Below are 19,338 nucleotides of genomic sequence, written 5' to 3' on the forward strand. Positions count from 1 at the left end.
CGCGGCCCGTCGCGCAGCACAGTGGAGGCATGGGTGCACACGCCACCGACCACGGGCCGACCGACCTCGCCGCCATGGCGCGGGCCGCACTGGTGCAAGAGATCGACGCGAGCGGGGCCTGGGACGCCGACCCGGTCTGGCGGGAGGCGTTCGCGAGCGTCCCGCGTCATCTCTTCGTGCCGTACTACTACGTCGGCGCCGAGGACGGCTACGAACGCCTGTGGGGCGAGGACCCCGACCCGCGCAGGCGCGAGCGCTGGCTGCGCGGCGCGTACGCCGACTCCCCGCTGGCCACGCGGGTGCGCAACGGCCAGCTGGTCTCGTCCAGCAGCCAGCCGTCCCTGATGGCGAAGATGCTGACGGAACTGGAGGTACGGGACGGGAACACGGTCCTGGAGATCGGCGCGGGTACCGGCTACAACGCGGCCCTGCTCGCCCACCGGCTGGGCGACGACCTGGTCACCACGATCGATCTGGACCCGGAGATCACCGAGTCGGCCCGGCAGCACCTGGCCGCCGCTGGGCACCGCCCGACCGTCGTCACCGGGGACGGCGCCCGCGGCTGCCCCGAACGCGCCCCGTACGACCGGATCATCGCGACCTGCACGGTGACCTCGATCCCGCGCCCCTGGCTCGCTCAGTGCACCCCCGGCGCCCACATCCTCACGCCGTTCGCGACCGGCCTGGTCGACCTGCGCGTACGCGACACCGAGCACGCCGAGGGGCACTTCCTGCACACGCCCGCCTACTTCGTGCCCCTGCGCGGCACCGACCGGCATGAGCCGGAGCCCACGGGCGACGGATGCCTGCCGCGCCGGGCCGTCCAGCACGAGTCCTTCCGCTTCCTGCTGGCCCTCACCTGGGGCATCCTCGATCCGCACGAGGCCGTGGTCCTGTGGGAGCGCGCGGAGCGCCCGGAGCGCGAGCGGTACGGGATCTCGGTCAGCGGAGAGCGCGAGTGGGCGTGGCTGGACGATCCGGAAGGGCCGTATGCCTGGCCGCTGCGGTGACACAGCCGCACGGTGACACCGCAGCCCTGGCCCGTACGCCACTCATGCGGCCCGTACGCGCCTGAAGCCCGCCCGTACGCTCCGAAGCGTTTCTGCCCCTCAGCCCCGGCGGATCGTGATCGTCGTCCAGGCCCCCACATGCACCCGGTCGCCGTCCTGCAGCGGTACGGGGACGAAGGGCTGGATGGGCTCCTCGGCGCCGTTGACGGTGGTGCCGTTGGTGGAGTTCTGGTCGACCACCGCCCAGCTGCCGTCGGGTTGCTGGACGAGAACCGCGTGCTGGTGCGAGACGCCGGGGTCCTCCGGCGGCACCGACAGATCGATGTCGGGGGTGTCGCCCGTGGAGTGGCGACGGCGGCCGATCGTGATCTGGTTGCCGACGAGCGGGCGCTGCTGCTCCGGTGAGTACGCGGGCAGGTTCAGCCCCGTGGCCTCGGGGCCGGAGCGCTGCATCATCGCCATGAAGTACTCGCGGTCGGGCCCGATCGTGATGCTCCAGTTCAGCGGCTGCTGCTGCTGGAACCCGGGCGGGGCCTGGGTCGCGCCGGGCTGCGGGTAGCCGTACCCGCCCTGACCGGAACCGGGGCCACCGGGGGTACCGGCCGCCGGACCCGAAGGCGGCGGGATCACCCAGTCGTCTTCGCCACCCCCGAAGGACGGTCCGCCCGGAGCCTGCGGGTGGCCGGTCTCCTGCGGATACGCGGGCGGAGGCGGGGGCCCGCCGGCCTGCTGGAACGCCTGCGGATCACCGGGCCCACCGGGACCGCCGTGCCCGCCTTGACCACCCGGGCCGCCTTGACCACCGGGAAAACCAGAAGAACCGGGATCACCAGGCGCACCGGGAAAACCATGCCCACCGGGACCACCAGGACCGTTGGCCCCGGGCCCAGGGCCTCCCGGCCCGGGCGGCGGCGGAACCGGGCGCGACGGATCGCCGGGGAACCCGGACGGTCCCGACGGCTCGCCGCCGAACGGCGGGATCGGCTCCGCGGGCCGGTTCACCTGCGAGGGTCGCGAGCTCTGGTAGTCGTACGGATCATGGCCGGAACCGGGCTGTCCGGGCTGCTGCTGCTGGAACTGGAGCGCCGGGTTCGGACCCCCGGGACCGGCACCGGGACCCGGCGGGCGCGGTGCGGCCGGGGTGTACGAGGTCGCCGTGTTCGTCAGGAAGTTCCACCGGCACTCCTCGCAGAACGGCGCCCCGCCCTCGCGCGGGGTGTGGCACTGCGGGCAGAACTCCGGCTCGGGTGCCGGGTCGGGCACGGCGGACAGGTGCCCGTGCCCGCCCTGTCCGGGCGGCGGCGAGCCCGCCGGGGGATAGCCGTAGCCGGCCGCCGGGGGCGGAGGAGGCGGGGGCGGGGGTACGGCTCCGGCCATGCGGTGACCGCAGACCTCGCACCAGTCGTCGGAACCCGACTGGTGTCCGTTCGGGCAGGTCGGCATGTCGGCGCTTCTCCCTTTCCTGTCCGGTCCCGGGGGACCGAAGTTCTCCGTCCCCTCGGGTGAGGGCCGGGCTCGTTTTTCTCCGGCCCCGAGGAGGGGCCGGACCGCCTACTTCTTTACACGAACAGTCTTGGTGGACCGTGTCTCGAGAGTCATCTCGTCGGCTTCCTCGACCTTCGCTTTCAATCGCACAGTACCTGCCGGGGCGTCGACCACGTCCACCACCTTCGCAAGGAGTTTCGCCGTATCGGCGTTTCCGGAGATGCTGGCGAGCTGAACCGCCCGGCCCAGCTTGGCCGTTGCTCCGTCGACATCTCCCGCTTTACGGGCATCCAAACCCTGTTGGATGACTTGTGCCAGTTCGGCCTGGCCCGTGTAGTGCGCGACCTGCGGGTTGATGGACGTGGACGCCGTCATGTCGTCGGTCCACACGGCCCGTACGAGACCCTGCGCGCCCAGCGTCTGGGCGGTGCCGTCGGGTTGCGGGATCACCAGGGAGACCCGGGCCGCGAGCATTTCCTGGCCGATTCCCGCCGACGGCACCTCGACGCACACGTGGTAGTCACGGGACTCGTCGCCCCATGAGCCCGTCGGATAGTCCCCGGCGCGCGGGCCCGCCTCCGTGCGGCGGTCGGTCAACTCCTCGACCGTGGGCGCGACCTGCTTGACGAACTTGATGGCTGTGCCCACCGGCGTCCACAGCCGCAGGGCCACGTCCGCGACCTCCTTGCCCATGGCCGTCTCCATCATCTGCGTGAAGTCGGCGGACAGACCGGCCGGGTCGGCGACGATGTCGGCGGTGCCGAGGAGCGCGGAGGCGATCCCGGTGACCTCCTTGACCTCCCAGTCGGTGCCGACGCCCCGCGCGTCACAGGTGAAGCGGCCGGCGCAGGCGTCCAGCGCCGCCTTCAGGTCCTCCGGCGACTCGTGTTCGTTGCGGCCGTCGGTGAGTACGATGCCGTGCCGGATGGCGACGTCCGCCGAGGAGAGCAGCCGGTCGGCCAGCCGCAGCCAGGTGCCGATCGCGGTGCCGCCGCCCGCGCTCAGCTTGCGCAGCGCCTGCTTGGCCTGGTCGCGGGTCCGCGCGTCGGCGACCGCGAGACGCCCGTCGCCCGGGTAGACCTCCTTGGCCACGTGTGTGCCGCCGATCACGGCGAAGTGCACGCCGTCGCGCAGGGCGTCGATGGCGGCGGCCGTCGCGTCGCGGGCGCCGCGCATCTTGGTCGGCGGGTAGTCCATCGAGCCCGAACAGTCGACCATGATCGCCACGGCCGCGTCCGGTCCCTGCCCCGGCGTGTAGAGATGTGGCGCGGCGACCGCACTGCCGATGGTGCCGCCGCCGGTCGAGGTCACCGTCACGATCGCGTTGACCTCACGGCCGCCTTCCGGCAGGTACTCGTTCTGGTACACATCCACCGAGAACTGCGGCACGTTCGACTTCGAGAAATTGGCCATGCTGTCTCTGCTCCCCCTCAGGACCCCCACGAGCCGTGGGACAAATCGGTGGGCGGACCGGTCCCCTCCGGCCCGGGGCCGTTCCTTCCCGGCCCCGAGACCGGTCTCCGGCCGGCCTCGGAGACCGGATCCGTCCGGTTCCCGAGACCGGATTTCGTCCGGCCTCAGGCCGATCCTGCCCCCTGGGGCGGGGCCGGGAACGGCAGGACGGCCACTGTTACGTTGTCGTGGCCCCCGCCGTCCAGGGCGTGGCCGACCAGGACCTGGGCGCTGTGCAGCGGCCGGACCGCGGCGTCGGGCGGGATGACCTCGGCCATTTCCTCGGCCGCCTCAGCGTAGTTCCACAACCCGTCCGTGCACACCACCACTACACCCGGCCGGTCCGGTTTGAAGGAAGCGGTGTGCGGCTCCAGTTCGTACGCATCCGCCCCGAGCCAGCCCGTAATGGCGTGGGCGCGCTCGTCGGCGTAGGCCTCGGCCTCGCTCATCAGGCCGGCGGCGACCATCTGCGCCGCCCACGAGTCGTCCTCCGTGAGCCGGGCCGCGGGTGAACCCCGGTCCACCGGGACCCAGTAGGCGCGGCTGTCGCCGACCCAGCCGACGATCAGCAGGCTGGGGGTGACGACGGCGCCGACGAGGGTGCAGGCGGGCGCGTTCTGATGCGGGGCGTGCTCGTCCGGAGGGGTGGTTCCCGCCAGGGAGTTGACCGCCTGGGAGGCGGCGATGATCGCGTCGTGCATGGCCTGCTGCGGATGCGCGCCGCGCGGCAGGGAGTCCAGGAGCGCTTCGTTGGCGGCGCGGGACGCGGCCAGGGAGGCCTCGTCGGGGCGGGTCGCCGAGGAGACGCCGTCGCAGACGACCGCGACGACGGCGGGGGAGCCGTCGGGCAGCGCGGTCGACGACACGGCGAACGCGTCCTCGTTGCGGTGGTGGCGCAGCCCCCGGTCACTGACCGCGGCGACCGCACCCAACTCCTGCTCCATGTGGTCGCGTTCGCGTGGCTGGGCGTGTCCGCAGTTCTCGCAGTAGCCGTCGCGGTCGACCTGGCCCGCACGGCAGGCCACGCACAGCTTGGTGCCGGCGGACGGCGTCGCGAAGTCGGCCGTCCGCGGATCGGGTGCCTGCAAGGCGTACTCGTCCGGCTCCGGATGCCCGTCGAACCGTACCTCCGCCGGGAGTTCCGACCCGCCCGAGTCGGTCCCCTGGATGTCGGTCGGCACATGCACCGGGGCGGGCATGTCCGAGCTGTCCACCTCCGGGGCGACCGGCCAGTCGACGGGCCCGCCGGCCGAAGTGGGCCGCGGCACCGCGCCGTTCATGGTCATCGTGGGGCTGTCGTGCGGTGGCGCGGGCACGGCCGACAGGTCGTACCCGCACGCACCGCAGAAGCGGTCGCCGGACTCCAGCGGCTCCTCGCAGCTGGGGCACTTCGACAATGCCGGGGGCATCTGCGACATCAATTACACCCACGTCCGGGGGCGGTAGCGGTTGGCGCGCTCCACCAGATCGATCCTCTCCTCGCCACCCTGGGCGAGCCGGGCCAGTGTCCGGTACGAGCGCTCGAGGCCGAAGCGGAGGCCTCGCTCGTCCAGGTCACTGCCGAGCAGTACGGTCCGCGCACCGGTCGTCGGCGGCGCAGAACCCTGGCTACCGGAGAGTACCCAGTCGAGGGCGCAGCCAAGGACCTCTGTGGACAACTGCTCGCGGCGAACCGCGTCCAGACCGTATCCCCCCAGCGCCTCGATCTGTCCCGCGGCCGCGGTGAGATCCTCCAGGAACGGCGCGTCGGGCGCCTCGTTCATACGGTGCCGCAGGCGCGCCCGTACGGCGGCGACGCGGGCCGCAGTGTAGTGGATCGACGCCTCCGGCACCGACTCCAGGGTCCGTACGGCGCCCCGGCGGTCGCCCGCCGCGAGCTGCACGCGGGCCAGCCCGAACGCGGAGCTCACATAGCTCGGGTCGGTCGTCCACACGAGGCGGTAGTACTCGGCGGCGTTGTCCAGCTGCCCGAGGACCTCCGCGCACAGGCCGAGGGCCAGCTTGGGGGCGGGTTCGCCGGGGAACGCGTCGTAGATCGCGTCGAAGGACAGCGCCGCGGTCTCGTACTCGGCGGTGGCGAGGGCCGCGACGCCCCGGTACCAGACCACGCGCCAGTCGTCGGGGTGGTCCGCCTCCAACTCCGTCAACGCCTGTGTTGCCAGGGCAAGTTCGCTCTGGGGCGACTGGTGTTCCGGGCGGCCCGGATTTCCGGCCGGGGGTCCGGGGGTCGTCCCCCGGGAAGATGCAGCACCCATCTCCAGGCGGGCCCGCAGCTCGCGCAGCCGCAGCTCCAGAGAGCCGGTGGGCGCGGCGTGCAGCGCGGCGATCAGCTCCGCCGGCGCGGACGCCATGAGGCCGGCCAGGAAACCCGCGTTCGGGTCGCCGGGGTCGACCCGGGGGACCGGCAGCGCGAGCGCCGCGGCGGCCGTGCTGAGCGGCTTCACGAGGGCGGTCGGCCCGGGCGCCGGTGCGCCGTTGGGGGACGCGATGGCCGGCGTGCCGATGGGTGACGCGAGAGCCGGCACACCGTTCGCCCCGGTCGCCGACGCGGCCGGTGCTCCCGACATCGTGCCGGGCGGCAGTTGGGGAGCGCCGTTCTTCCCACGACGGCCCACCGGAATCACGCGTGCACCGAGCCGCGACACGTCCCCGTCCAGCTGCCCGAACAACTCCGTGTCCGTGACCTTCAGTTCGGGCCCGAAGAGCGTGGACAGCGAGGGGCGGGGCCGCCCTGTCTGCAGCGCCACGACCTCACGCAGCACACCCGTCAGCTGTTCCGCCATCTCCTGCGCGGAGGCGAACCGGCGGGCCGGGTCGGGGTCGGTTGCCCGGACGAGGAGCCGGTAGAACGACTCGTACGTACGGAAGACCTCGATGTTGTCCGGGTCGGGCAGGGAGTCCACGAACACGTTCGTGTAGCCCTGGAAGTCGAAGGTCAGCACGGCGAGCGTACGGGCGACGGTGTAGAGGTCGGAGGCGACCGACGGGCCGAGCTCGGCGACCTCCGGCGCCTGGTAGCCGACCGTGCCGTAGATGGCCGACTCGTCGTCGTCCATCCTGCGCACCGCGCCCATGTCGATCAGCTTGAGCTGGTCCTCGGTCTGGATCGCGTTGTCGACCTTGAAGTCGCAGTACAGGAGGTTGCGGCTGTGCAGGTGCCCGAGGGCTTCGAGCGCCTCGATGCCGTACGCGCACGCCTGCTCCACCGGCAGCGGATCGCGCTTCCCGCCCGCCGTACGACGCTCGTTGGCGATCTCCTTGAGGGACTTGCCGCCGACGTACTCCATGACGATGTAGCCGTCCAGGGAGCCCGTGCGCTGGTCGAGGTGCTCGACGAAGTTGTAGATGCGCACGATGTTGGAGTGCTCGATCTCGGCGAGGAAGCGGCGCTCGGAGATCGCGGCCGCCATCGCGTCCTGGTCGCCCGTGTCGAGCAGGCCCTTGAGGACCACCCAGCGGTCGGACACCGCCCGGTCCACGGCGAGGTAGACCCAGCCGAGTCCGCCGTGCGCGAGGCAGCCCACCACCTCGTACTGACCGTGCACGATGTCGCCCGCGTGCAGCTTCGGCACGAACGAGTACGGGTGGCCGCACTTGGTGCAGAAGCCCTCCGTACGTCCCGGCCGGTCACCGCGCGAACGTCCCACCTGCGCCCCGCAGTCGGAGCGCGAGCAGAACCGCTTCCGCTCGGGCACCTCGGGGTTCTCCTGGACCATCTCGCGCGGATCGGGGCGCGGCACGTCCGGGACCGCGACGAGGCCGACACCCAGCCGGCCGCGGCCGGAGGACCCGGCCGTCGAACCGGAGCTGCGCACCGACACCGAACGGCCCGTCGACTTCCCCGACAAGGAGCGCGACAGACGGCCCGACACCGAGCGCCGGGACTGTGAGGAGCGGGACGACGCCCGGGAGGACGCCCGGGAACTGGAGCGCGAACTGCCGCTCCCGTGCGAGCCCTTGCCGCCCGCCGTGATCCCCGTGGGCGGGGAGCCCACCATGCCGCTCTGGGAGACGACGGGCGCCAGACCGCACGTGTCGCAGTACAGCTCGCCGCCGCCCACGTCCTCGTACGACCCCGAACAACCGGGGCGCTGGCACTGCCTTGGCTCGCTCGCGTTTTGCTGACTCACGATTCCCCCCTCCGGTCCTGAGGCCCTCCCTGGTCGGGGACCCTGGGCACCAGCAAATCGGCGGCCGCCCGCTGGTAGCGCAGCACCGCCTGTTCGGCCACGCGCAGATCGCACGGCGCGCTCCACAGCATGCGACGCGCCGCGTCGTAGCGCTCCACGAGCAGCGGATCCTCCGCGAGACCGTGCCGGGCGACCTTGGCCTTGTACGCGTCGAGGCGGCCGCGCAGCTCCGCGCGGACCGCGAGCGGAGCCGTGACGGCCGTCAACGACTCGCGCGCTCGGAGCAGTTCGTCCTCGGCCCTCTGCTCCAGCGCCTCCAGCAGCGGCGACAGACGGTGCCACTGAGCGTGTCTGCGGTATTCGGCGGCCGTCGCCAGCTGCTCCTGCAGCGCTGTCGGCGGGCCGCTGACCGCGGGCACCTCCGACGCGGCGATCTTCGCCAGCACCTCTCCGCGGGCCGATCGCGCCTCGGCCAGCGTGCGGTCCGCGCGCGAGAGCACGTCTCGCAGCTTCACCAGCCGGGTCTCCGCGTCCTGCCGGACGCTGAGCACCGCGTCGATCTCCCGGCGCACGTCCTCCAGGGCGCGCGCCTCCCGGTCGTAGCGCGTGGTGTCCGGCCGGCCGCCACCCGGCGCCGAACTGCCCTGCGCGGGCAGCCAGAAGGCCAGCGGGTCGGACACCACCTGCTCGCGCAGGCCCGTGAGCGTGCGCGTGATCCGCTCCAGGTCGTCGCCCGCCGGATGCTCACCGGGCCGTACGCCGACGGAGTGCGCGAGCCGGCGGGTGCGCTGCAACTCCGCGGCCAGCAGATCGATCCGGGCGGGCAGCGCCGACCACACGGCGTCGGCCGCCACAACCATGTCGAGCGACTGCGCGTACAACGTGTTCATGCGCTCGACGAGTTCGGCGAGGGTGAATCGTTCGCTGAGCTTGCCCGTGCCGGCCATGGTGGGCGCGGAGGCCGTGGCGGCGGCGCTGCCGGCCACCGTGACGCTCTCGCCGCGCAGCGTCTCGGTCAGCTCCACCAGGTCGTCGCGGTTCGGCCAGCGTCGGCGGGAGCGCACCTCACGCGCGGAGCGCAGGGCGCCCGCGTACGCGTCGAAGTACGCCCACAGCAGCGTGATCGACGCCTCGGCGGCCGTCCAGCGCTCCCGGGTCGTGCCCGTGAGCTCGGCGCCTTCGAGGAGTCTGCGGCCCGCGTGGTCCTGCAGGGCGAAGAGCGAGGTCTCGATGGCCTCGTGCTCCGCGCCGAGCCGCGCCAGCGCACGGTCCACCTCGTCCCGGTCCATCACCGGCCCGGAGGGTCCCGCGACGCCCATCAATCACCTCTCGATCTCGGTCGTTCCCTGTGCGCGTCCCCCCGCGCCCGGGCAACTGTCCAGTCGTATCAGGTCGGTTATCGGTACTCGACCGAGGGCGGGCCCGACGATGCGCCGAGACTTGCCCTGAGCCATGTGTTGTACGACTGCTGCCAGCCGTCCTTGCGGTAGTCCACCAAAACCTGATTGACCCGGCGTACCAGATCGTCGGAGCCCAGCTTCATCGCCACGCCGTAGTACTCGGTGGTGAACGGCTTGCCCTTGAGCTCGACCGTCGGGTCCTGCGCGGCCTGGCTCGCGGCGAGCGCGCCGTCGGTCACCACGGCGTCGACCTCGCCGAGCTGGAGCCTCACCAGGCAGTCGAGCTGGTTGGGCACGGTGGTCTTGATGTCGGCGGAGGCGACGAGGTCGCCGTTCTTCTGGTCCGCCTCCAGGTTCTCGTAGGCGGTGGAACCCTTCGCCGAGCAGATCTTCTTCTTCGCGAGTGAGCCGTCGTACCCCGTGATGTCCGACTTCTTCGGGGCCAGTACCTGCTGGCCGGTCTGGAAGTACGGGGACGAGAAGGCCACTTCCTTCAGGCGGTCGCAGGTGATCGTCATCGTGCGGACCACCATGTCGACGTCGCCGCGCTTGATCGCCGGGATGCGCTGGTCGGTCGGGATGGCGTGGAAGCGGACCTCGGCATCCTGCTTACCCAGGATCTCGTCCGCGATCGCGTGCACGAGGTCGATGTCGAAGCCCTCCAGCTCCGCCTTCTCCGAGGTGCTGTTCGGGTCGCGGTAGCCCCAGCGGAAGCTGTTCTGGTCGACGCCGACGGACAGGTACCCGCGCTCCCGGATGGCCTGGACCGCGTCGCCGTCCTGGTCGCCGGACGGCGCCAGGCTCCGGTCCTCCGGGTCGGTGCACTTCTCCTCGGCCCTGATCCGCTCGCCCTGGGCCACCCCCTGGCCGCCGATGCCCGTGCCGCCGTCGCCGGGTGACTGGGTCACCGGCAGCACCAGAGCGAAGAGAGCCGTCAGGGCGCAGACGACCGCCATGGCACTCACGCCGCCCCAGCCCCTCAGACTGGCCCGCAGACGCTGTACGTTCATCGTCACGCCTCCTCTCACCGGTACTCCGACAGCCTGCGCCCGATGCCGAGCACCGCGCCCGCCGCGGCCAGCACGGCCAGCACCGCGGCGCCCACCGGAAGGCCGCTCATCGCGTCCCGGCCGTCACCGGCCGCGAGCTTGAATTCCTTCTCCTCGTGCGTGAGCGCCGTTCCCAGCTTGTCGACCACGTTGTCGAAGCACTCACCCGTCGGCTTCTTGTCCTTGGCGCCGATCACCTTGTCCAGCGCGCCCTGGTAGTTGCCCGAGAGGTCCGCAGCGCGGGCTTCCTTGTGGCGCTCCTGCCAGACCTTCATATTGCCCGTCGCGGCCTTCACCGGAGTCTCGCCCGCTTGGTCGTCGGCGAGGTCCTCGGCGGCGGCCAGCTTCGCGGCGAGGTCCTTCATCTGGCCCTGGAAGTCGTGGTCGTACGCGTCCACGCTCTTCTTGTCGTCGCCCGTGCCCACCTCCACGGTCTCGGCGCCACGGCTGACCAGGGTCAGGTTCTCGTTCCCGCGCGCCTTGAGGGAGGCGATCCGGGCGTCGTTCAGCGTCTTCAGGGACAGCACTCCGTGGTCGTACGACTCGTTCAGCCCCGACCGGGCGACGGTGTGGCCGACGACCAGCCAGAGCAGCACCACGGTGGTGGCGGCGGTGGCGGCGACCATGCCGTGGTTCAACACCCGGTTCGTCCGCCGGTAGTTGCGCCGCTGGGCCCAGACGAGCCCGCCGATCGCGAGGACACCGACGCCGATCGCGATCCACGGGTAGGGCGTCGCGTCGTCGTAGTCGGAGCGCAGCCGCTGGTTCTCCAGCTTGTAGAGAGCCTCGGCGTCGTCGAGCATCACCTGCATCTTGTCGTTGGCGTACCGCAGGTAGGCGCCGCCGAGGGGGTAGCCCTGCCGGTTGTTGGCCCGGGCGCGCTCGATCAGGCCCTTGTACTCGGGCAGCAGCTTGTTCAGCCGCGTGATGGTCTTCTCCGACTCGGAGCCCGGCTCGGAGTTGGAAGCCGCGCTCACCAGCTTCTCCCCGGCCGTCTTGATGTCCCGCTCGTACCTGGTGCGGGAGGCGGCCGTCTCCTGGCCGCCCGCCAGGAAGCCGCTGGAGGCCGCCGTGTTGGCGTCGGCGAGCGAGCGGTAGATCTCCGCCGCGGAGGCGCTCAGCGGCTCGCTGCTGTACAGCACGTCGTCGGCGGCCGCCGATCGCTCCGTCATCTGCCAGGCGGTGACCGCTCCGAACGCCACGACGAGGAGGGCCAGTACGGCACCGATGATGCGCAGCCGGCCCGGTTCCGTCGTCGCCGCGGCGCGCAGCTGGTCGACGCCCTCCGCCCACGCGGTACGGCGCGGGGGCGCGACGTCGGGCGCGGCCGGCCGGGCCTGCGACGTGGGCGTGACCGATGGCACCATGGCCGGCGGGCCCGGTTGCGGCGGCATCGCGGGCATCGTGGGCGTACCGGCGCCCGGTGGCGCCTGACTGCCGTTCGGCGGGTGTGTCACTTGACCTCCCCCTGGTCATCTTTCAGCCACATCCGCCCGGCGTCACGACGCGCGGGCAGAGGTGCACGGCCGCAAGTATCGCCGCCGGGACTGACATCCGAACAGGCCTTGACTGGATCTTGTTCGGATCGCAGCGCAATCGGATCCGGCGCGGCATCCGATCTCGGCCATCGATCCCGGCATTCGATCCGGCATTCGGTCTCGACGTCCGATCTCGGCGCAGCGGAAGATCCCCGCACCACCTCTGCCCATGAATACGCCATCCACAACCGCGCGGTTCCCTGGTTTTCCCGGGTTCCCCGGGGTTCCCCGGGGTTCTCCGGGGTTCTCAGGGGTTTTCAGGCGTGAGCGCTCGGCGTCCGCCCTCGTAATGCGTCCGCACGCGCGCGTGCACCTCGTCAGGCGCCCCCACGTGGTCGAGACCGAGCAGCGCGGAACCCAGCACCGGACTCGCGGTGACCACTTGGGGTACGGCCTTGGGGGCGCGCTCGGCCAGCAGCTCGCGTATCCGGTCGTCGAGTTGGGGGTGCCGGGCCGCCAGGATGCTGCCGCCGAGGAGCACCGGCGTCTCCTCGTCCAGCAGGCCGAGGCGGGACAGGGCGACGCCCGCCATGGTCGCCACCTCGTCCGCGAGCCGGTCGACGAGCGCGCGGGCCACCGGGTCGCCGTCCGCCGCCGTGGCGAACAGGACCGGCGTCAGCTCGTGGCGCCGTTCGTGCGAGATGTGCTTCAGGTGCAGGGCCTCGATCAGCGCGTACATGGAGTCGAGGCCGAAGTGGGCGGGCAGGGAGCGGGCCAGCGCGGTCGGTCCGCCGCGGCCGTCCTCGGCGCGCGCCGCGTACCACACGGCTTCCTCGGCGAGGCCCCCGCCGCCGCCCCAGTCACCGGAGAGGCGGCCGATGGCGGGGAAGCGGGCGATGCGGCCGTCGGGACGCATGCCGACGCAGTTGATGCCCGCGCCGCACACCACCGCCACCCCGCGCGGCTCGGCGACCCCGGCGCGCAGGATCGCGAAGGTGTCGTTGCGCACCTCGACACTCGCGCCCCACGCGCGTGCGTGCAGCGCGGCCGCCAACTGTTCCTCCTCGACGGGGAGATCGGCGTTGGCGAGGCACGCGGAAACGTGGTCCGCCGAGGTCACGTCCGCCTCGGAGAAGGCCCGGTCGACGGCCTCGGCGAGCGTATCCACGGCCTGCCGCACCCCGAGCGCGTGCGGCCGGAACCCGCCGGCGCGCGCCTCGGCGAGTACGCGCCCGTCCCGCGCGACGACGGCGACATCGGTCTTGCTGTTCCCCGCGTCCACGGCCAGTACGGACGCGGAGGCGGACCCGGCGGCCGCGTGGGCACCGGGCCCTGATGACGTCATGCCCACGCGAGGTGCTCCCGGTTGTGCGCGATCAACTGGTCGGTGAGGGTGTCGGCATAGGCGTACTGGCCGACCAGCGGATGCGCCAGCAGCGCGCGGAACACCAGGTCGCGGCCACCGCGCAGCGCGGCCTCGAGCGCCAGGTCCTCGTACGCGGTCACCTGCGCCATCAGGCCCGCGTACAGCGGGTCCACCGACGGCACCGGCAGCGGCGTGGGCCCCTTCGGCCCGATGGCCGCCTGCACCTCGATGACGGCGTCGTCCGGCAGGAAGGGCAGCGTGCCCTTGTTGTACGTGTTGACGACCTGGTACGGACTGCCGGCCCCGCCGCCGAGCAGCGAGGCCGCCAGGTCCACGGCCGCCTCCGAGTAGTACGCCCCGCCCCGCCGGGCGAGCAGCGCCGGCTTCTCGTCCAGCTCCGGGTCGCCGTACATCTTCAGCAACTTGCGTTCCATCTCGGCGACTTCGGCGGCCCGCGACGGCTTAGTCCGCAGCTCTCGTACGACCTCGTCGTGCGCGTAGAAGTAGCGCAGGTAGTAGGAGGGGACGACGCCGAGGCGATCGAGGACGTCGCGGGGAAGACGCAGGTCGGCGGCGATGGCGTCGCCGTGCTCGGCGAGCAGCTTGGGGAGGACGTTCTCGCCCTCCGGGCCGCCGAGTCGCACATCGGTTTCCCAGGTGAGGTGGTTGAGGCCCACATGGCCGAGGTGCACCTCGCCCGGTGCGATCCCGAGCATCCCGGCGAACTTCCGCTGGAATCCGATCGCCACGTTGCACAGTCCGACCGTTTTATGACCGGCCTGGAGCAGGGCGCGGGTCACGATGCCCACCGGGTTGGTGAAGTCGATGATCCAGGCGCCCGGATTCGTACGCCGTACGCGCTCCGCGATGTCCAGCACCACCGGCACCGTGCGCAGCGCCTTGGCGAGGCCGCCCGCCCCGGTCGTCTCCTGCCCGACGCAGCCGCACTCGAGAGGCCATGTCTCGTCCTGCTCGCGCGCGGCCTGTCCGCCGACGCGCAGTTGGAGCAGGACGGCGTCGGCGCCGTCGATGCCCGCGTCCAGGTCGGAGGTCGTGACGATCCGCCCGCCGTGCCCTTGTTTGGCGAAGATGCGCCGGGCGAGACCCCCGACGAGCTCCAGCCGCTCGTGGGCGGGGTCGACGAGCACCAGTTCCTCGATGGGCAGGGTGTCCCGCAACCGGGCGAATCCGTCGATCAGTTCCGGTGTGTAGGTCGAACCGCCGCCGACGACTGCCAGCTTCACCCCTTGACTCCCGTCAGTGTCACGCCTTCGATGAAGGCTTTTTGTGCGAAGAAGAAGACGGCGATCACCGGTGCCATGACGAGCAGGGTCGCGGCCATGGTGAGATTCCAGTTCGTGTGGTGGTTGTCCTTGAAGGACTCGAGGCCGTAACTGAGCGTCCAGGCGGCCGGATTGTCGCTGGCGTAGATCTGCGGGCCGAAGTAGTCGTTCCAGCAGTAGAAGAACTGGAAGAGGGCGACGGCGGCGATACCCGGTTTGGCCAGCGGTATCACGATGCGCAGCAGGGTGCGCAGTTCGCCGCAGCCGTCGACCTTGGCCGCGTCGAGGTACTCGTTCGGCACGGTCAGGAGGAACTGGCGCAGCAGGAAGATGCTGAAGGCGTCACCGAAGGCCATCGGGATGATCAGCGGCCACAGGGTGCCGGTCAGATGCATCTGCTTGGCCCAGAACAGATACATGGGAACGATGATCACCTGCGGCGGCAGCATCATCGCGGAGATGACCAGCATCATGGCGATCCTGCGCCCGCGGAAGCGGAACTTGGCCAGGGCGTAGGCCACCGGGATGCTGGAGACGACGGTGAGAAGCGTGCCGAGGCCCGCGTAGATCAGGGTGTTGCGCCACCAGGTCAGAAAGCCGGGGGCCTGCCAGACCGTCGCGTAGTTGTCCCAGTTCCAGGAGCGCGGCCACAGCGCGCTGGTGAGCGCCTGCCGGTCGTCCATCAGGGAGGTGAGGAGGATGAACACGAACGGCATCACGAAGAACAGCGCGGCGGCGATACCGAGCGAGTGCACGGCGATCCAGTGCAGCAGCTCCTGGCGGCGGGCGGCACGGCTCGCGGGGCTGCGGCCGGTCGCACGCGCCGGGCCGGGCGCGGCCGGGGACACGGGCGGCGCGGTGACGGCGTTGGTCATGGGGATCAGTCCTCCACCGTGATCAGGCCGCTGCGGCGGCGCATCAGCAGCGCGGTGAACGCCATGGACAGAGCAAACAGGACGAGCGCGACCACGCAGGCGGAGCCGGTGTCGAAGCGCTGGAAGCCCAGGGTGTAGACGAGTTGGGGGAGGGTCAGCGTGGACTTCCCCGGGTAGCCGGGCTCGTAGATCTGGCCGGCCCCGGCGCCGATGACCCCGCTGGCCGTCTTACCGGCGATGATCGGCTGCGTGTAGTACTGCATGGTCTGGATGACGCCGGTGACCACGGCGAACAGCACGATCGGCGAGATGTTCGGCAGGGTGACGTAGCGGAAGCGCTTCCAGGAGCCCGCGCCGTCGAGTTCCGCGGCCTCGTACTGCTCCTTGGGCACATCGAGCAGCGCCGCCATGAAGATGACCATGAGGTCGCCGATGCCCCACAGGGCGAGCAGGGTCAGCGCCGGCTTCGACCAGGTCGGGTCGTTGAACCAGCCGGGCTGCGGCAGACCCAGGTCGCCGAGCAGCTGGTTGACGGGGCCGGTGCCGGGGTTGAGCAGGAAGGCGAAGGCCAGGGTCGCGGCCACGGGCGGGGCCAGATACGGCAGATAGAAGAACGTGCGGAAGAATCCCGCGCCCGTCTTGATCTTCGTGATCAGCATCCCGATGCCGAGCCCGAAGATCACCCGGGCCGTGACCATGATCGCCACGAGCCACAGGGTGTTGCTCATCGCGGCCCAGAAGAAGGGGTACTGGCTGAAGACGTATGTCCAGTTGGTCAGCCCGTTGAAGGTGGGCGGCTTGAAGCCGTCGTACTTCATGAAGGAGAAGTAGACGGTCGAGACCAGCGGATAGACGAAGAAGACGCTGAAACCGATGAGCCAGGGGGAGAGGAACGCCAGCGTACGCAGCCCCTCCCGGCGGCGCTTCGAACGAAGCGCCGCCGAGTGGCCGTGAAGGATCGTCATGGGGCTACTTCGCCTTGGCGATGTCGGTGTCGATCTGCTCGGCCGTCTTCTTCAGCCCGGCGTCCAGGTCCTTCGCCTTGCCCGACTCGAAGTCGTAGGCGAAGTTCTGCAGGGTCTCCTGGTAGGCGCTGCCGTTGACCGCGGCGGGCGCGGTGTTGCTGTTCGGGTTCTCGGCGATCTTCACGAAGGCCTGCATCGTCGTGTCGTTCTCGAGCTTCGGGGACTTCAACGCCTCGAACGTCGAGGGGACGTTGTTGATGGCGTTGGCGAAGGAGACGACCGCGTCGGTGTCGGTGGTCATGTACTTCACCAGCTCCCAGGCGGCGTTCTGCTTGGTGCTGGTGCTGGCGAGCCCGATGATCGTGCCGGTCAGGAAGCCCTTGCCGTAGGTGTCCGCCTGGTCGTCCGGGACGGGGAACGGCGCGACGCCCACCTCGAAGTCCACGCCGGCGTCCTTCATCATCCCGCCGCGCCACTCGCCGTCGATGTTCATGGCGATCTGCCCGGTGTGCAGCGGGTTCTGTGCGGACCACTCGTCACCGAAGGTGGCGCGGTACTTCTCCAGCTTCTTGAAGCCGCCGAGCGACTTGACCATGTCCTGCTGCCAGGTCAGCAGTTCCTTGAAGGCGGGGTCCTTGGCGACGTTCGACTTGCCGTCGGAGGTGAAGTACTCCGGGCTCCACTGTGCCGCGAGGTGCGGGACGGTGACCTCGTAGCCGTGGAAGTTCGGCATGAAGCCCAGCTGCGAGTAGCTGTCGCCCTTGGTCTTGGTCAGCTTGATCGCGTCGGCCTTGAACTCGGAGAGCGTCTTGGGCGGCGACTTGATGCCTGCCTTCTCGAACGCCGTCTTGTTGTAGTACAGGCCGTACGCGTCGCCGAGCAGCGGCAGCGAGCAGCGCGTCCCCTCGAACTGGGTGTAGTCCAGCATCGGCTTGGGGAAGGTCTTCTCGGCGTCGATCTTCGACTTCTCCAGGAACGGCTTCAGATCGGCGAAGACACCCGAGGAACAGAACTTTCCGACGTTGCTGGTCTCCGGCGAGGCCACCACGTCCGGGGCGTTGGAACCGCCCGCGCGCAGCGCCTGGTTGACCTTGTCGGCGTCGACGTTCCCGACGACCTTGACCTTGATGTTCGGGTGCGCCTTCTCGAACGCCGCGACGTTCGCCTCGATCGCCTTGACCTCGTTGGGCGCGCTCCAGGGGTGCCAGAAGGTGATGGTGGAGGGCTTGCTCGCGTCGTCGTTCGCGCCGGACGTACCGGAGCCGGTGCAGGCCGTGGCGGTCAGAGCGAGCGCGGTGACCGCGCCGGCAAGGCATACACGGGTGATTCTGGGCATGACGGAACTCCTCGTGGCGTGCACAGGGAAAAGGGAGAGAGATGTAGTGGAGACGGGGGGTGGAGACAGGGGACGGGCGAGCCCGTGGATCAGGCGGTGACGTGCGGGTCAGGCGGTGACGTACGGATCAGGGGGGTGCGATCCGTGGTGTCGAAGACCTCGTCGCGGGTGGCCGCGAGGGCTGACTGCAGGGCTCCGGTCAGCACCGGGCTGTCGGGTGTGGTGCTGAGGCGGATGGCGGGGCGGGGTACGGCCAATTCGGCGAGTTCGGACTGGATGAGGGAGCGCAGGGGCTCCCCTCCGGCCGTGATCAACCCGCCGGCCAGGATGATCAGTTCGGGGTCGATCACCGCGACGATCGAGGCGAGTCCGGTCGCGAGGCGGGTGGCGAACTCGGCGAGGACGGCTTCCCCCGGTCCGGGGGAGTCGGCCGTACGCGCCGCTTCGGCGACCACCGCCGCGGCCTTCTCGGTGAGGCTTCCGCCGGGCGGGGGTGTCAGCCCGTGCTCGCGGGCCAGCCGCAGTACGGTCCGGAGCCCGGCGAGTTCGTCGAAGCCGCCGGACTGGCTGCGGGCGACATGACGTACCAGAGGGGCGCCGGGCACGGGAAGGAAGCCCACCTCGCCGGCGCCTCCGGTGGCACCCCGGTGCAGTCGGCCGCCGATCACGACCGCCGCGCCGAAGCCTCGTTCGCCCCAGAGGAGCGTGAAGTTCTCGCAGCCGCGTGCCTCGCCGATGCGCTGCTCGGCCACGGCGGCGAGGTTGACGTCGTTCTCCACCTCGAAGGGGATGGGGCCGAGCGCGGCGGCCAGCTCCTCCAGCAGCCGGGGCGAGTGCCAGCCCGGCAGGTGGCTGGCGTAGCGCAGGTTGCCGGTGGTGGGGTCGAGGGCGCCGGGCGTGCCGATGACGAGCCGGTGCACATCGGTGCGGTGCAGTCCGGCGTCCTTGACCGCCCCGTCCAGCGCCTGCAGCAGGCGGTCGATGGCGCCCTGCGCGCTGCGTCCGGGCGTCGGCAGCTCGAACCGTCCGACGGTACGGCCGGTGATGTCGGCCACCGCGGCCCGGATCCCGGACGGGGTGACATCGAACCCGGCGACCCGGGCGGCGGCGGCGTTCACCGCGTAGAGCTGCGCGCTGGGCCCGGGCCGTCCCTCGCTGGTGCCGGTGACGATGACGAGCCCCGCGGTCTCCAGCCGGGCGAGGAGCTGTGAGGCGGTCGGCTTCGAGAGCCCGGTGAGTTTGCCGATCCGTGTGCGCGACAGCGGCCCGAGCTCCAGCAGCAGATCAAGAGCGGCCCGGTCGTTCATGGCGCGCAGCACACGGGGGGTGCCCGGGGTACCGGCGGATCCTGCCATGTCTGTCGCCACCTGCCCTTCAGCCGCCCAAGCTTCTCAGCGCTCTCGCCGAGAAGTCCAACCCTCGATCATTGTTAGGAAACTTTCCTATCGATGGGAGGAAGGTAGGCCGCGATCGAGGAGGCGTCAATACCGGCCACTGGCGGAAACAGAG

Annotated in this window: 14 protein-coding genes; 1 reads left to right on the forward strand and 13 read right to left on the reverse strand. The window is 70.9% G+C overall.

Going from position 1 to position 19,338, the window contains the following annotated elements; all coding sequences use genetic code 11:
• The first annotated feature begins 29 nt into the window (after positions 1 to 29).
• Positions 30 to 1,010 (forward strand): methyltransferase domain-containing protein, encoded by a 981-nt coding sequence (locus tag FGD71_RS45000; protein ID WP_119106405.1) that lies wholly within the window; start codon positions 30 to 32, stop codon positions 1,008 to 1,010.
• Between the two features lie 99 nt (positions 1,011 to 1,109).
• Here FGD71_RS45000 and FGD71_RS45005 read toward each other — a convergent pair whose 3' ends face one another.
• The 13 genes from FGD71_RS45005 to FGD71_RS45065 form a co-directional block, all read right to left on the reverse strand.
• Positions 1,110 to 2,453: an FHA domain-containing protein gene (locus FGD71_RS45005; RefSeq protein ID WP_119106406.1), complete on the reverse strand. Its 1,344-nt coding sequence runs from the start codon at positions 2,451 to 2,453 to the stop codon at positions 1,110 to 1,112.
• Between the two features lie 108 nt (positions 2,454 to 2,561).
• Entirely contained in the window at positions 2,562 to 3,908 is a 1,347-nt protein-coding gene (locus tag FGD71_RS45010; RefSeq protein ID WP_119106407.1) for a vWA domain-containing protein, read from the reverse strand.
• Between the two features lie 164 nt (positions 3,909 to 4,072).
• Positions 4,073 to 5,368 carry a PP2C family protein-serine/threonine phosphatase gene (locus FGD71_RS45015; RefSeq protein ID WP_119106408.1) on the reverse strand — a complete coding sequence of 432 codons (1,296 nt, stop codon included), beginning with the start codon at positions 5,366 to 5,368 and terminating at the stop codon, positions 4,073 to 4,075.
• Positions 5,369 to 8,077: a serine/threonine-protein kinase gene (locus FGD71_RS45020; RefSeq protein WP_240437073.1), complete on the reverse strand. Its 2,709-nt coding sequence runs from the start codon at positions 8,075 to 8,077 to the stop codon at positions 5,369 to 5,371.
• The gene (locus FGD71_RS45025; protein WP_119106409.1) at positions 8,074 to 9,396 is read right to left on the reverse strand and encodes a hypothetical protein; all 1,323 of its coding nucleotides are present in this window, start codon (positions 9,394 to 9,396) and stop codon (positions 8,074 to 8,076) included. The genes FGD71_RS45020 and FGD71_RS45025 overlap by 4 nt, the downstream gene beginning before the upstream one ends.
• Before the next feature lie 77 nt (positions 9,397 to 9,473).
• Positions 9,474 to 10,487, reverse strand: a complete 1,014-nt coding sequence (locus tag FGD71_RS45030) for a glutamate ABC transporter substrate-binding protein (RefSeq protein ID WP_119106410.1) — start codon at positions 10,485 to 10,487, stop codon at positions 9,474 to 9,476.
• Between the two features lie 14 nt (positions 10,488 to 10,501).
• Positions 10,502 to 11,929 (reverse strand): hypothetical protein, encoded by a 1,428-nt coding sequence (locus FGD71_RS45035; protein WP_425329670.1) that lies wholly within the window; start codon positions 11,927 to 11,929, stop codon positions 10,502 to 10,504.
• 382 nt (positions 11,930 to 12,311) lie between these two features.
• Positions 12,312 to 13,349, reverse strand: a complete 1,038-nt coding sequence (locus FGD71_RS45040; RefSeq protein ID WP_119106429.1) for an N-acetylglucosamine kinase — start codon at positions 13,347 to 13,349, stop codon at positions 12,312 to 12,314.
• Positions 13,346 to 14,614: a 6-phospho-beta-glucosidase gene (locus FGD71_RS45045; protein ID WP_119106412.1), complete on the reverse strand. Its 1,269-nt coding sequence runs from the start codon at positions 14,612 to 14,614 to the stop codon at positions 13,346 to 13,348. Before FGD71_RS45045 ends, FGD71_RS45040 begins: the two co-directional genes overlap by 4 nt.
• On the reverse strand, positions 14,611 to 15,528 hold the full coding sequence (locus FGD71_RS45050; protein ID WP_119106413.1) for a carbohydrate ABC transporter permease: 918 nt from the start codon (positions 15,526 to 15,528) through the stop codon (positions 14,611 to 14,613). Before FGD71_RS45050 ends, FGD71_RS45045 begins: the two co-directional genes overlap by 4 nt.
• A 5-nt stretch (positions 15,529 to 15,533) precedes the next feature.
• Positions 15,534 to 16,493 (reverse strand): carbohydrate ABC transporter permease, encoded by a 960-nt coding sequence (locus FGD71_RS45055; RefSeq protein WP_119106414.1) that lies wholly within the window; start codon positions 16,491 to 16,493, stop codon positions 15,534 to 15,536.
• Positions 16,494 to 16,497: 4 nt separating this feature from the next.
• Positions 16,498 to 17,829, reverse strand: a complete 1,332-nt coding sequence (locus FGD71_RS45060) for an ABC transporter substrate-binding protein (protein WP_119106415.1) — start codon at positions 17,827 to 17,829, stop codon at positions 16,498 to 16,500.
• 89 nt (positions 17,830 to 17,918) lie between these two features.
• Positions 17,919 to 19,184, reverse strand: a complete 1,266-nt coding sequence (locus FGD71_RS45065) for an ROK family transcriptional regulator (RefSeq protein WP_119106416.1) — start codon at positions 19,182 to 19,184, stop codon at positions 17,919 to 17,921.
• Positions 19,185 to 19,338: the final 154 nt, after the last annotated feature.

This window comes from Streptomyces sporangiiformans, assembly GCF_005768555.2.
GTDB classification, from domain to species: Bacteria; Actinomycetota; Actinomycetes; order Streptomycetales; family Streptomycetaceae; genus Streptomyces; species Streptomyces sporangiiformans.

Bases quoted from the DNA above. Each gene is read 5' to 3' on its own strand.
- FGD71_RS45000 (WP_119106405.1), top strand. From the start codon at position 30: ATGGGTGCACACGCCACCGACCACGGGCCGACCGACCTCGCCGCCATG.
- FGD71_RS45005 (WP_119106406.1), bottom strand. From the start codon at position 2,453: ATGCCGACCTGCCCGAACGGACACCAGTCGGGTTCCGACGACTGGTGC.
- FGD71_RS45010 (WP_119106407.1), bottom strand. From the start codon at position 3,908: ATGGCCAATTTCTCGAAGTCGAACGTGCCGCAGTTCTCGGTGGATGTG.
- FGD71_RS45025 (WP_119106409.1), bottom strand. From the start codon at position 9,396: ATGGGCGTCGCGGGACCCTCCGGGCCGGTGATGGACCGGGACGAGGTG.
- FGD71_RS45030 (WP_119106410.1), bottom strand. From the start codon at position 10,487: ATGAACGTACAGCGTCTGCGGGCCAGTCTGAGGGGCTGGGGCGGCGTG.
- FGD71_RS45035 (WP_425329670.1), bottom strand. From the start codon at position 11,929: ATGCCCGCGATGCCGCCGCAACCGGGCCCGCCGGCCATGGTGCCATCG.
- FGD71_RS45040 (WP_119106429.1), bottom strand. From the start codon at position 13,349: ATGACGTCATCAGGGCCCGGTGCCCACGCGGCCGCCGGGTCCGCCTCC.
- FGD71_RS45050 (WP_119106413.1), bottom strand. From the start codon at position 15,528: ATGACCAACGCCGTCACCGCGCCGCCCGTGTCCCCGGCCGCGCCCGGC.
- FGD71_RS45055 (WP_119106414.1), bottom strand. From the start codon at position 16,493: ATGACGATCCTTCACGGCCACTCGGCGGCGCTTCGTTCGAAGCGCCGC.
- FGD71_RS45060 (WP_119106415.1), bottom strand. From the start codon at position 17,829: ATGCCCAGAATCACCCGTGTATGCCTTGCCGGCGCGGTCACCGCGCTC.
- FGD71_RS45065 (WP_119106416.1), bottom strand. From the start codon at position 19,184: ATGGCAGGATCCGCCGGTACCCCGGGCACCCCCCGTGTGCTGCGCGCC.